Origin of the sequence: Morganella morganii H1r, assembly GCF_000633515.1 — a bacterium.
In the GTDB taxonomy this organism is placed as follows: domain Bacteria; phylum Pseudomonadota; class Gammaproteobacteria; order Enterobacterales; family Enterobacteriaceae; genus Morganella; species Morganella morganii_B.
On the sequence record NZ_AYMP01000035.1, the window covers coordinates 26,391 to 39,544 of the forward strand.

11 protein-coding genes and 4 tRNA genes are annotated in these 13,154 nt (G+C 53.6%); 11 read left to right on the plus strand and 4 right to left on the minus strand.

The features are described from left to right. Positions 1 to 7: 7 nt before the first annotated feature. The 11 genes from rfbA to U868_RS0118660 all read left to right on the plus strand — a co-directional run bounded on the left by rfbA (position 8) and on the right by U868_RS0118660 (position 7,759). Positions 8 to 889: a glucose-1-phosphate thymidylyltransferase RfbA gene (gene rfbA / locus U868_RS0118610; protein WP_025154613.1), complete on the plus strand. Its 882-nt coding sequence runs from the start codon at positions 8 to 10 to the stop codon at positions 887 to 889. Further along, positions 867 to 1,592 (plus strand): dTDP-4-amino-4,6-dideoxy-D-galactose acyltransferase, encoded by a 726-nt coding sequence (gene rffC, locus U868_RS0118615; RefSeq protein WP_025154614.1) that lies wholly within the window; start codon positions 867 to 869, stop codon positions 1,590 to 1,592. The genes rfbA and rffC overlap by 23 nt, the downstream gene beginning before the upstream one ends. After that, positions 1,579 to 2,709, plus strand: coding sequence for a dTDP-4-amino-4,6-dideoxygalactose transaminase (gene rffA, locus U868_RS0118620; protein ID WP_025154615.1), 1,131 nt, complete (start codon positions 1,579 to 1,581; stop codon positions 2,707 to 2,709). The genes rffC and rffA overlap by 14 nt, the downstream gene beginning before the upstream one ends. Before the next feature lies 1 nt (position 2,710). Further along, positions 2,711 to 3,964, plus strand: a complete 1,254-nt coding sequence (gene wzxE / locus U868_RS0118625) for a lipid III flippase WzxE (RefSeq protein ID WP_025154616.1) — start codon at positions 2,711 to 2,713, stop codon at positions 3,962 to 3,964. After that, on the plus strand, positions 3,961 to 5,049 hold the full coding sequence (locus tag U868_RS0118630; RefSeq protein WP_025154617.1) for a TDP-N-acetylfucosamine:lipid II N-acetylfucosaminyltransferase: 1,089 nt from the start codon (positions 3,961 to 3,963) through the stop codon (positions 5,047 to 5,049). The genes wzxE and U868_RS0118630 overlap by 4 nt, the downstream gene beginning before the upstream one ends. Then, positions 5,046 to 6,401, plus strand: coding sequence for an ECA oligosaccharide polymerase (gene wzyE, locus U868_RS0118635; RefSeq protein ID WP_025154618.1), 1,356 nt, complete (start codon positions 5,046 to 5,048; stop codon positions 6,399 to 6,401). The genes U868_RS0118630 and wzyE overlap by 4 nt, the downstream gene beginning before the upstream one ends. 9 nt (positions 6,402 to 6,410) lie before the next feature. After that, on the plus strand, positions 6,411 to 7,172 hold the full coding sequence (gene wecG / locus U868_RS0118640) for a lipopolysaccharide N-acetylmannosaminouronosyltransferase (RefSeq protein WP_025154619.1): 762 nt from the start codon (positions 6,411 to 6,413) through the stop codon (positions 7,170 to 7,172). A 146-nt stretch (positions 7,173 to 7,318) separates the two neighbouring features. Next, positions 7,319 to 7,395: transfer RNA gene (locus tag U868_RS0118645), tRNA-Arg, on the plus strand. Positions 7,396 to 7,461: 66 nt separating this feature from the next. After that, positions 7,462 to 7,537: transfer RNA gene (locus U868_RS0118650), tRNA-His, on the plus strand. Between the two features lie 36 nt (positions 7,538 to 7,573). Next, positions 7,574 to 7,660, plus strand: a tRNA-Leu gene (locus U868_RS0118655). Between the two features lie 22 nt (positions 7,661 to 7,682). Beyond that, a tRNA-Pro gene (locus U868_RS0118660) sits at positions 7,683 to 7,759 on the plus strand. A 789-nt stretch (positions 7,760 to 8,548) separates the two neighbouring features. Here U868_RS0118660 and U868_RS0118665 read toward each other — a convergent pair. From U868_RS0118665 to hemC, 4 genes are read right to left on the minus strand one after another with little or no spacing between them, the layout of a single operon-like run. Then, complete coding sequence (locus U868_RS0118665) at positions 8,549 to 9,757, minus strand: heme biosynthesis HemY N-terminal domain-containing protein (protein ID WP_025154620.1); 1,209 nt, start codon at positions 9,755 to 9,757, stop codon at positions 8,549 to 8,551. 3 nt (positions 9,758 to 9,760) lie between these two features. Next, positions 9,761 to 11,149: a uroporphyrinogen-III C-methyltransferase gene (gene hemX, locus U868_RS0118670; protein WP_025154621.1), complete on the minus strand. Its 1,389-nt coding sequence runs from the start codon at positions 11,147 to 11,149 to the stop codon at positions 9,761 to 9,763. Positions 11,150 to 11,169: 20 nt separating this feature from the next. Further along, positions 11,170 to 11,907 carry a uroporphyrinogen-III synthase gene (locus tag U868_RS0118675; protein WP_025154622.1) on the minus strand — a complete coding sequence of 246 codons (738 nt, stop codon included), beginning with the start codon at positions 11,905 to 11,907 and terminating at the stop codon, positions 11,170 to 11,172. After that, positions 11,904 to 12,845 carry a hydroxymethylbilane synthase gene (gene hemC / locus U868_RS0118680; protein ID WP_025154623.1) on the minus strand — a complete coding sequence of 314 codons (942 nt, stop codon included), beginning with the start codon at positions 12,843 to 12,845 and terminating at the stop codon, positions 11,904 to 11,906. The genes U868_RS0118675 and hemC overlap by 4 nt, the downstream gene beginning before the upstream one ends. Positions 12,846 to 13,154: the final 309 nt, after the last annotated feature.

Here is a 13,154-nt window from a genome sequence, read left to right on the forward strand (position 1 = left end):
GGCTGCTATGAAAGGAATTATTCTGGCGGGCGGCTCCGGAACACGGTTGCACCCGATCACCCGCGGGGTGTCAAAACAGCTGCTGCCGATTTACGACAAACCGATGATCTACTATCCGCTGTCTGTGCTGATGCTGGCCGGGATCCGCGAGGTTCTGATCATCTCCACGCCGGAAGATTTACCATCATTCCGCCGTCTGCTGGGTAACGGTGATCAGTTTGGTATCTCTCTGAGCTATGCCGAACAGCCGTCACCGGATGGCCTGGCACAGGCCTTTATCATCGGTGAGGAATTTATCGGTGATGACAGCTGCAGTCTGGTGCTGGGCGATAATATTTTCTTCGGCCATGCATTCAGTCCGAAACTGAAAAGTGTCGCTGCCCGGACACAGGGAGCGACTGTTTTCGGCTATCAGGTGATGGACCCGGAACGTTTCGGTGTAGTGGAGTTTGATGATGAATTCCGTGCCCTGTCGATAGAAGAAAAACCGGCTCATCCGAAATCCAACTGGGCGGTTACCGGATTGTATTTCTATGATAATCAGGTGGTTGATATCGCGAAGCAGGTGAAGCCGTCTGAGCGCGGCGAACTGGAAATCACCAGTATCAACCAGATGTATCTGGAGCGCGGTGAACTGAATGTTGAGCTGCTCGGCCGTGGTTTTGCCTGGCTGGACACCGGCACCCATGACAGCCTGATTGAAGCCAGCACCTTTGTGCAGACCGTTGAAAAACGTCAGGGCTTTAAAATTGCCTGTCTGGAAGAGATTGCCTGGCGCAACGGCTGGCTGAATGACGAACAGGTGGCAGAATCCGCCCGTCAGCTGGCGAAGACCGGTTATGGTCAGTATCTGAAGAATTTACTTCATGTCCGTCCGCGCCAGTATTGAGCACCTCGCCTGGGAAAGTGATTTTTTTGCCCTGAAAACGGCAAAACTGGCATTTTCTCCGGACGCAGCACCACTGTCTGCGGCAGATTTTGCGCCGTACGATCTGGTGCAGGCCAAAATCAGTGCCGGGGATAACGCGGCACTGGACGGTTTATCGGCACTCGGCTTCTCCCTCGCAGAAAGTGAGGTGGATTTTGCATTGTCACTCAAGAGTGGCACAGAAAATGCAGTGTCTGCCAGTACACTCTGTTATGCGGATGAAACGGATATCCCGGTGATAAAACAGGCGGCGGCACAGGTTTTCAGCCAGAGCCGTTTCCGTGCCCCGTGGTACCGGCCGGATGACAGCGCCCGCTTTTATGCGGTGTGGGCGGAAAAAGCGGTACGCGGGACATTCGATAAAGATTGTCTGCTGATCCGCAATAAAAACAATGAGATTGCCGGGTTTGTCACTCTCCGTCAGACAGATGAACACAGCGCCCGTATCGGGCTGCTGGCGGTACTGCCGGGCAATCAGGGTCAGGGTATCGGCCTGAAATTAATGTCGGCGGCGCAACAGTGGTGTGCAGAACATCACTGCCGGATATTACGGGTGGCAACACAACTCAGTAATCTTGCGGCAATGCGCCTTTATACAAAAAGCGGTGGTGCGGTTGACAGCACTGCCTACTGGTTATACCGAGGATGCAATGATTCCATTTAATAAACCACCTGTAGTCGGCACTGAAGTTGAATATATGCAGCAGGCCATGAAAAGCGGCAAGCTGTGCGGTGACGGTTCGTTCACCAAAAAATGCGAAGAGTGGATGGAAAAACGGTTCGGCAGCGCTAAAGTTCTGCTGACCCCGTCCTGTACCGCCTCACTGGAAATGGCGGCAATCCTGCTGAATATTCAGCCGGGTGATGAAGTCATCATGCCGAGCTATACCTTCGTCTCCACCTCCAACGCCTTTGTGCTGCGCGGTGCGAAAGTGGTGTTTGTTGATATCCGTCCGGACACCATGAATATCGATGAAACCAAAATCGAAGCGGCTATCACTGATAAAACCAAAGCCATTGTACCGGTGCATTACGCAGGCGTGGCCTGTGAAATGGACATCATCATGGCGCTGGCGAAGAAATATAACCTCTTTGTGGTGGAAGATGCCGCGCAGGGCGTGATGTCAACTTACAAAGGCCGCGCGCTGGGCTCTATCGGTCATATCGGCTGCTACAGCTTCCACGAAACCAAAAACTACTCCTCCGGCGGAGAGGGGGGTGCCACCCTGATTAACGATCCTGCAATGATTGGCCGTGCGGAAATCATCCGTGAGAAAGGCACCAACCGCAGTGAATTCTTCCGCGGACAGGTGGATAAATACACCTGGCGTGATATCGGCTCCAGCTACCTGATGTCTGACTTACAGGCCGCATACCTGTGGGCTCAGCTGGAAGAAGCGGAGAAAATCAACGAGCGCCGTCTGGCATTCTGGCAGATTTACTATGATGCCCTGACCCCGCTGGCGCAGGATGGCCTGCTGACGCTGCCGGTTGTTCCGGAGAATCTGGAGCAGAACGCGCACATGTTCTACATCAAACTGAAAGATGTGGCAGAGCGCACTGCATTCAGCGAATACATGAAAGCCAATGACGTGCTGACCGTATTCCATTATGTGCCGCTGCACAGCTGCCCGGCAGGTATGGAGTTCGGCCGTTTTGACGGTAAGGATATCTTTACCACCCGTGAAAGCGAGCGCCTGGTACGTCTGCCGATGTTCTACAACATGACAGAAGACGAGCAGCAGCGTGTGATCCACCTGATTAAGGGCTTTTTCGCGTAGTATGTCCTTAGCCAAAGCCTCTGTCTGGACCGCAGGCTCCACCCTGATAAAAATCGGGGCGGGGCTGCTGGTCATTAAATTAATGGCGCTGACATTCGGCCCGGCCGGTATCGGTCAGGCCCTGAACTTCCGCCAGCTGATTACGGTGCTGGGAGTACTGTCAGGCGCCGGTATTTTTAACGGCGTGACCAAATATATCGCCGAGCACCGTGATGATGCGGAAAAACGCCGGGCGGTGTTAGGCACGTCCTCAACCCTGATCCTGGTGTTCTCGACACTGCTGGCGCTTGTGTTTCTGCTGTTCAGCAGGCCGATCAGCATGGCGCTGTTTGACGGCAATGACGCTTATCAGGATGTGGTTGCGGCGGTGGCCTTTATCCAGATGGGTATTGCTTACGCCAACTATTTTCTCGCGATTATCAAAGGATACCGGGATGCGTCCGGCAATGCGCTGGCACTGATCGCAGGCAGTCTGATCGGCGTAACGGCGTATTACCTCTGCCAGCACTGGTGGGGCTATGACGGCGCACTGGCCGGGCTTGCACTGGTACCGGCACTGATTATTATCCCGGCGTTTGCCATGCTGCTGCGCCGCCGCCATTTTCCGCTTTCCGAGCTGAAACCGGCCTGGGACCGGGCGATTGCCTCCCATCTGGGGAAATTCACCCTGATGGCGCTGATGACCGCAGTTACTCTGCCGGTGGCGTACATCATGATGCGGAACCTGCTGGCCTCCCGCTACAGCTGGGAGGAAGTGGGGATATGGGGCGGCGTGACCAGTATTTCGGATGCCTACCTCCAGTTTATTACCGCATCGTTTTCTGTCTATCTGCTGCCGACGTTATCGCGGTTACAGGCAAAAAGTGATATCCGCCGTGAGATCATCAAATCACTGAAATTTGTGTTACCGGCGGTGGCTGCGGCCAGTTTTATGGTCTGGCTGCTGCGCGATTTTGCTATCTGGCTGCTGTTCACGGATAAATTTACCGGCATGCGCGACCTGTTTGCCTGGCAGCTGGTCGGTGATGTCCTGAAAGTGGGCGCTTACGTTTTCGGTTATCTGGTGATTGCCAAAGCCGCACTGCGGTTTTATATCCTCACGGAAGTGACCCAGTTTGCTTTACTGACGCTGTCCGCGTACTGGCTGATTCCGGCACACGGTGCTGTCGGCGCGGCACAGGCCTATATGCTGACATATATTATCTACTTCCTTTTGTGTTGTAGCGTATTTCTGATCTATTGCAGGCGAGCATGACAACTTTAATTCACGTTTTAGGATCTGATATCCCGCATCATAACCAGACCGTGCTGCGCTTCTTCAATGATGTGCTGGCACCGCAGCTGCCGCGTGAGGAAATGCCTGAATTTATGGTTGTTTCCACCGCCGGGCAGCTTCTGGCGCAATATCCCAACCTGGAACTGGATGTCTGGCCGGATAAAAAAAGCCTGGCGAATGCCGTCACCGCGAAAGCAAAACGTGACCGGCAGTGCCGGTTTTTCTTCCATGGTCAGTTTAATGCCCTGATCTGGCTGGCATTATTGTCAGGAAAAATTAAACGTTATCAGTTTTACTGGCATATCTGGGGCGCGGATCTGTATGAGGATTCCCGTCAGCTGAAATTCAGACTGTTTTATCATCTGCGCCGCCTGGCACAGAAGCGGGTCGGCCATGTGTTCGGCACGCGCGGCGATTTAAACTATTTTGCCCAGTTCTGCCCGAAGATCCCGGCTGACCTGCTCTATTTTCCGACGCGGATGGATCCCTCTCTGACGGTTTTAACGCCGCCTGAGCCGCGTGGTGACGATAATATGATGATCCTGCTGGGTAACTCGGGTGACCGCTCAAACCGCCATAAAGAGGCGCTGACGCGCATTCATGAGCAGTTCGGCGATAAGGTGAAAATTATCATCCCGATGGGTTATCCGGAAAACAACAGTGACTATATTACCGAAGTGGATGCTTTCGCACAGCAGTTGTTCCCTCAGCAGCAGACGGAGATCCTGAAAGACAAGATGGATTTTGATATCTATCTGAATCTGCTGAAACAATGCGACCTCGGCTACTTTATTTTTAACCGCCAGCAGGGGATCGGCACACTGTGTCTGCTGATCCAGTTCGGTATTCCGTTTGTGATAAGCCGTCAGAACCCGTTCTGGCAGGATATGACCGAGCAGCAGGTGCCGGTGTTGTTTTACGGTGATGATGTGACACCGGATGTGGTGGCGCAGGCGCGGGAGCAGCTGTTCGCGCTGGATCGTGAAAAAATTGCCTTTTTCAGCCCGAACTTTGTGCAGGGCTGGGAGCAGGCACTGGCCGCCGCGCAGGAGAAACAGGCATGAGTCAGTTTGATTTCATCGGGCTGTTTGCCGTCTGGTTTATCTCGCTGGCCTTTATTCTGCTGCTGACCTACCGCGAGTTCCGCCGGGTCCGCTTCAGTTTTAATATCTTTTTCTCCATGCTCTATCTGCTGACCTTCTTTTTCGGCTTCCCGTTTACCTTTGCGCTGGTGTTCCAGTTTGATGTGCAGGTGGTGCCGCCGTCTGCGCTGTTGCAGGCGCTGCTGGCGTCAGTCAGTTTCTATGCCATTTATTATGTGGCGTATAAAACCCGGCTGCGCAGACCCGACGCGGTTTACAGCGGCACACCACTGTTTTCCATGAACAAAACAGAAACCCAGCTCACCTGGCTGCTGCTGGCGGCGATTGCTGTCGCGACTGCCGGTATTTTCTTTATGGAAAACGGGCTGCTGCTGTTTAAGCTGAAAACCTACAGTCAGATTTTCTCGAGCCAGGTCACCGGCGTGGCTTTAAAACGCTTTTTCTACTTCTTTATCCCGGCGATGCTGGTGGTATTCTTCCTGAAACCGACATTCCGGCGCTGGATTTTCTTCCTGATCACCACGGTGGCGTTCGGGATTATGACTTATGTGATTGTCGGCGGTACCCGCGCCAACATTATTATCGCGTTTGCGCTGTTTCTGTTTATCGGCATTGTGCGCGGCTGGATTTCGCTGTGGATGCTGGTCAGCGCCGGGGTCTTCGGCGTGGTGGGGATGTTCTGGCTGGCACTCAAACGCTACAGCCTGGATGTCAGCGGGGCGGAGGCGTTTTACACGTTCCTCTATCTGACCCGCGATACCTTCTCACCGTGGGAAAATCTCGGCCTGCTGCTGAATAACTACGACAAAATTGAGTTCCAGGGGCTGGCGCCGATTATCCGTGACTTCTATGTCTTTATCCCGTCCTGGCTGTGGCCGGATCGCCCGGATACTGTACTCAATGCAGCAAACTATTTTACCTGGGAAGTGCTGAATAACCATTCCGGATTAGCGATATCCCCGACACTGATCGGCTCACTGGTGGTGATGGGCGGCTTCTGGTTTATCCCGCTCGGTGCGGTGGTGGTCGGGCTGATAATCAAATGGTTCGACTGGCTGTATGAGCTGGGCAAACGGGAGACAAACCGTTACAAAGCGGCCATTCTGCATGCATTTTGTTTCGGCGCGATATTTAACATGATTGTGCTGGCCCGCGAAGGAATGGATTCATTCGTTTCCCGCGTGGTGTTTTTCTGTCTTATTTTCGGCTTTTGTCTGGTGGTGGCGAAATTACTGTACTGGCTGTTCGAAACGGCCGGGCTTATCCGCCATTATGTGATTTCAAAGGGCAAACGCACCCGTCTTTCATCGTAAGGAATTAGCATGGAACCGTTATCTTCTGATGCCGGCAGCGCGGAAAATATCCCGCAGTATTCTATCCGTAACCACCCGATTCAGGGTTTCCGGAATCAGGCACATTTTCTGGATTATCTGTTTAAGGACGGACAGATCAGAACCGGTACGCTGGTGGCCATTAATGCCGAAAAAGTCATGACTGCCGAACAGGATGAGGCGCTGCACACACTGCTGAGCAACGCGGAATATCTGTATGCGGACGGGATCAGCATTGTCCGTGCTATCCGCCGCAAATACCCGCAGGCGGATGTCGCCCGGATTGCCGGGGCGGATTTGTGGGAAGGGCTGATGGAACGCGCCGGGCAGGAAAACACACCGGTGTTTCTGGTCGGCGGCAAACCGGAAGTGCTGGCGGAAACCGAAGCCAAACTGAAAGCACAGTGGAATGTCAATCTGGCGGGCACACAGGACGGTTATTTTACCGCAGAACAGCGTGATGCCCTGTTTGAACGCATCCGCGACAGCGGCGCAAAAATTGTGACAGTGGCCATGGGCTCACCGAAACAGGAAATCTTTATGCGCGACTGCCGTAAGATCCACCCGGATGCCCTGTATATGGGGGTGGGCGGTACGTATGATGTCTTTACCGGTCATGTGAAGCGTGCGCCGAAGGTGTGGCAGAACATGGGGCTGGAGTGGCTTTACCGCCTGTTATCACAACCGACCCGCTTCCGCCGTCAGTTAAAACTGCTGAAATTTCTGGGTTATTACTACGGTAATAAATTATAATTGCCCCTGTCCGGGCGGCTTTTTGCGGGAAAATGCTCTCTTTATCAGCAAAGCGGGCAAAGACTGAGCAAACAATACATTTGTGAAAAAAAGCACTGGACAGACGGATGAGAAATCCGTACTATCCTCTCCCGCAACGGCGCAAAGCGCCCGTAGCTCAGCTGGATAGAGCGCTGCCCTCCGGAGGCAGAGGTCTCAGGTTCGAATCCTGTCGGGCGCGCCATTATGCGTGTAAGAGTTACGGTATAGTATTTCGTTGTTGTAAGTAGTAAAATGTTGCGATGTTATGGTGGCTATAGCTCAGTTGGTAGAGCCCTGGATTGTGATTCCAGTCGTCGTGGGTTCGAGTCCCATTAGCCACCCCATTTAATAACATGTAACATGACTGTAGTGATGAACCTGCGAGGGTGGCGGAATTGGTAGACGCGCTAGCTTCAGGTGTTAGTGTTCTTACGGACGTGGGGGTTCAAGTCCCCCCCTTCGCACCATCATCATGACAAGTCAGCCTTTCGGCGAGTAGCGCAGCTTGGTAGCGCAACTGGTTTGGGACCAGTGGGTCGTAGGTTCGAATCCTATCTCGCCGACCATATTCAGAGAAAGCCCCGCTTACAGCGGGGCTTTTTCGTTTCTGCGGTTTCTGTTTTTTCCTGTCCTGCTTTTCTTTCTGCTGCTGCTCCGCAGCGTATTTTTGTTTCGTTTGTGCTGATGCTGATTGGGTGTTCAGGCAGACAAAAACACGCGGGCTTTCCGTGAAACAGCCGGGTCAGTGATATCTGATAATTTCAATACAAATCATTATGTTATGAGTATTGTATAGATTCGGCGACAAAGAGCATAATGCTTGTCGCTAAAATGAGACATTTAATCTATTGATATATAAGTATTTTAATAATGCTGTCATAAAGCGTCGCAAAACAGAGACACTGCGGACAGAATTACATCAGTGATTGGTAAGCGGAAGGGCAGATAAAAAAAATAAACCCACGGGAACCGCGGGAAATTGAGAGGGCGTAAAAGTTGGCACGTCTTGTGCATTATATCAGGGTGTAGATGCTCATCTCATTTCTTATGTTTGCGTAAGCTTCATAAACCCGGAGATGACGCAGAGCTAAATTCGGTGCCTATTGTCCGGGTTATCGATGTAAAAGATCCCGAAATCTTTACATCAGCAACAGGACGTAACGTTGAGTGAGGCACCATCCGTCTGTAGACCTGATTGTATTTTATACACCTATCGTTCCGCGATAGGTGTTTTTTTATGTCTTATTCTTGCCATCAATAACGTGTTCCGTCAATCCCTTTTAATGATATGCCGGTATAAAAAAAGCCAATCCGGCAGGATTGGCTCTGTGTGATAAAAAATAACGCCGTTGTGCTTATTTACGGGGCGTTTTTTCATCCGGTAATGTCAGGGTATTGAGCAGAGCATTACGGCGGATCATGGCAGATTCCTCATACTTTTTCTGCTTATCCAGCACATCGGCCAGCCAGGCGGCATCATGTGTGTCCTGACGGCTGCTCAGGGCAGATTTAAAGTACTTTTCCGCATCTTCCCAGCGTGTTTCCTGCATGGCCAGTTGTCCGAGAGTACTGTTGAGCAGCGGCTGATCCGCATCTTCCTTCTGCATCTGGTTCAGCACCTTGCGGATGGCTTTCGGATTGTCTGTCCGGATCTGCGGCAGCAGCATCAGCAGACGCTGATCTTTCTGACGCTTCAGTCCGTCGAGCACTACCGCTTCGGCATCCGCCATATCATTACCGGCAATAAAGTGCTGCGCGGCCGCTACGGCCATCTCCGGGTTGTGGCGCAGATGGCGGCTGAGGTTCTTCCACCAGTGGCGCAGTGCATCGCTGCCGTCCTGATCCGCAACCTGCTGCATCATACCGAGCCAGGCGCGGATTTCGGTCTGTTCCACCTGCTCATCCGTAAATTCACCGGATTTTTTCATCTGCGGCAGAATAGCGATCAGGGATTTCCAGGCACCGGAACGCGCATAAACCTGTTCCGCCAGGCGAAGTACTTCCGGGTGGCGCGGTGCAACTTCCAGCAGATTGTCGATAGCGGTTCTCGCCGCCGGAATTTCATTGCGGCTCAGCAGAATACGGGCGCGGGTGATATCCACCGGTAACTGATGACGCCCCGCCAGCTCGGAAGCCCGCTCCAGATACTGATTGGCGCGGAGATTATCGCTGCGCTGCTGTGCCGCTTCTGCTGCCAGCAGATAGTTGACCAGCGGTTGCTCTGCGTTATCCGCACTGCGGCTCAGTAATTTTTCCACCTGCCGGAAATCCCCTTCCGCCAGTTTGAGCAGGGCATCGTTGGTCAGCGCACGGGCGCGGTTACGTTTATGGCCGCCAAACCAGCCGAGTGTGCGGGAACTACCGCTTTTCAGGCGGCGCCAGCACCAGCCCAGCAGCATCAGAACCGCCTGAAGTATCAGGAAGATGATGATCAGGCCGGTGACACTGGTTTCAATATCAAAATTATTGGTCTGGATCAGGACATAACCCTGATGTCCGGCCATCAGCGGACCGACAATAATCCCGGCAATCAGGATAAGAAACAGAATAAAGATTTTAAACATCTGTTATCCCTCCTGTCGCGGTGCTGCTGCCGGTTGCGCCGGTGCAGCAGCCGGAGCTGCCTGCTGCGGTGCCGCCGGTGCCGGTGCCGGTGGCGGGGTTTCATCGTTGAGCAGACGGCGGATACGGGTCTGTACCAGTTTATCCAGCAGCGGCTGGCTGGTCAGGCTGTCCGGCGCACTCATTGAAATCGGCTGGGCGGCCAGGGCATCCACTTCGGCCAGGAAGGCGGTGTTGGCCGGGTCGTTATCTGAGAAATAGGCACGGACCCAGGTGGAGACCGCATCCAGTGACTGTTTGTAGCTCTCTTCCTGGTGACGCGGCACCGCCTGAGCGGCGATCAGTAACTGGGCGCGGATATTCTCACGGACATAAATGTCCTGATTCGGAGCCAGCAGCGGGGCGGACGTATTATCGCGGCGGCGGATGGTGATGAAATCACTCATAAACCCTTTCCAGCTTTTGGTCAGGTTAGTGCGCCAGTCCGCAACCGAAGACGTCAGCCCTTCACTGTCACTGCTGTCCATCGGCGCGCCGTCACGGCTGCCGTCATCCAGACGCAGATTATCCACCTGACCGGCAAGCTGGTTCAGACGCAGGATTGTGCCGTCAAAATCGATCTGGCTGACGGCGGACAGTGCCGTAATATCATTACGCAGCGCGGTGCGCACATCCAGCAGACTCGGGTCATTCATTTCTGCGAGACTGGCATCAGCATTTTTCAGCAGCACCATGGCGGTGACCACGTCCTGGTCATTCCACAATTTACGCTCTGCCATTTTGACCAGGAAATCCGCCTGAGCCAGCAGCCAGCTTTTCACATCGGTACTCGACAGTACGGTGATACGGCTGCGCAGTAGCTCCAGCTCGTGTTTCAGGGCGGCTTCCTGTTGCTGCTGCTGTGTGCTGAGTGCAGACTGCCGCGCGATAAATTCCTTAAATTCCTGCATCTGTTTTTGTGTCTGCTGTTGCTCCTGCTGCAACTGCGCCATCTGAGATTTCAGCTGTGCATTTTCTGCGGCAAGGTCTTTTGACAGTGCTTGTGTACCGGCCTGCGAGGCATACCAGACACCACCGCCGACCAGCAGGATAACCGCCAGTGCGATCGCACCGAGCAGAAAACCGGCCGGTTGTTTTTCCTCAGCTGCCGGCGGGGTTTTCCGGGGCTGCGGGGCTTCCGGTGCCGGTTTTGCTGTGGTATCTGCCGGTTTACTGTCAGCAGCCGGCGTCTCCGCCTGCTTCTTCTCAGACGCTGCTTTATCAGTGACGTTTTTCGCGGCCGCTTTTTTCCCGGCAGCCGTGTCTTTTTTCTCTGCCTGCGGATCGGTATTGGTTACGGCATCCTGTGTTTCAGGTACATCGGCCGATCCGGGTTTTTTCTCGTGTTCCGTCATTCGTGGCATCCCATGTCTGTTCATTGAAGAGCCTGAAGTAAGGCTTCATTATCTGCACCGGCGGCGACATCAATTTTCTGCCAGCCCAGTGATTGTGCGATAGCTGCCAGTCTGTCACTGACAACAATAATCCGGCATTGCAGCAGCCAGCCGAGGTGCGCGGGCGGTATCAGCTGCCGCAGCAGGTGCAGCATTTCGCCGCTGGTCACCACCAGCGTCTGAACCTGTTGCTGCTGCCACAACAGGGCACATTCCCCGCCGTCGTAATTTACGGGTTCGCGGCGGTAGCATTCACAGTAATCCACCACTGCGCCCCGTTCACGCAGCGTCTGTGCCAGATGTTCTCTGCCGCCGTTACCGCGCAGCAAAAGTGCGCGGCGGCCGGTCATATCCTGTAAATCCGGCAGGGCCAGCAGATGCTCGCTGGTTTCCCCGCCGGGCATAAAGGCGGCGGGTAATCCGGTCAGTTGTTCAAAACAGTTTGCGGTTGACTGACCAATTCCATAATAGCAAAGCTTATCAGACCACAGGTAATTCTGTTGAATATGCTGTTCATTTGCGTGATAAACCGCATTCTTTGACAGCAGAAAAAGGGCATCTCCGGGAGAAAGTGCCGCTGTTTTGGCGATCAGCAGCGGCAGTTCATGTCCCGGAGAGATACGGATGAGCGGGGCAGAAAGGGCTCTCTGCCCGCGTGAGCACAGAGCGCTGACCAGGGCTTCACCGGCCGGTGAGGGACGGGTGACCAGGATAGTCATGCAGGCGTATGCCCCTGATAGACTTCCGTGAGGATAGCCCGCGCACCGTTATCCAGCAGCTCCTCAGCGAGAGAAACCCCGGCAGCGGCGGCATCCTGCGGGTCGCACAGGCGTTCCCCGCGGACAATTTCACTGCCGTCCGGTGCGCCGACCAGCGCACGCAGCCAGATTTTATCCCCCTGCCAGATAGCATAACTGCCGATCGGCACCTGACATCCCCCTTCCAGCCGGGTATTCATGGCGCGTTCGGCACGGACACAGATATCAGTCTGCGCGTGATTCAGGGCGCTGAGCAGTGAGCGGGTGCGTTCATCATCCAGGCGGCACTCAATCCCGACCGCACCCTGGCCGACAGCGGGAAGGGACTCTTCCGGCGGCAGCGCACAGCGGATGCGCTCATCCAGTTTCAGGCGTTTCAGTCCGGCAACGGCCAGGATAATAGCGTCATAGTCGCCGTTATCCAGTTTGCCCAGCCGGGTACCGACATTGCCGCGCAGATCGCGGATCACCAGATCAGGACGGCGTTCGCGCAACTGGCACTGACGGCGCAGACTGGAGGTACCGACGATACTGCCGGGCGGCAGGGCATCCATACTGTCATAATGGTTGGAAACAAAAGCATCGCGCGGATCTTCCCGCTCACAGATAGTGACTAACCCCAGTCCGTCCGGGAAACCGACCGGGACATCCTTCATGGAGTGCACGGCGATATCCGCCCGTTTTTCCAGTAATGCCAGTTCCAGTTCTTTGACAAACAACCCTTTACCGCCGACTTTCGCCAGCGGCGTGTCGAGAATAATGTCACCTTTGGTGACCATCGGAACGAGTTCAACGTGCAGCCCCGGATGATGCTGTTCCAGTTCCTGTTTGACAAATTCAGCCTGCCACAGTGCAAGCGGGCTTTGGCGGGTGGCAATACGCAGAGATTGAGTGGTCATGATAATTGTCAGGGATCCTTGTCTTTTTATCCGGTGTTTTTCAGGCGAAACCCAGCCGGAAAAATAAGAAAAACTGCCTTTGTTTTATCATTTTGCTGATTATTTTTCCAGTTACGTGACGAGACCTGCCCGGCAGATAACAACGAAAAAAAGACGATCAGGAATAAATAGTCTCAGTCCGGTGGCCGGTATCTGCCAGTAAATAATTAAAACATATTTTAAATAATAAAAATATTTTGTAATTATAAGAAATATATTAATTAATCAGGTTTAATTTAAATAACTATTTCATAGCATAATTAAAATAAA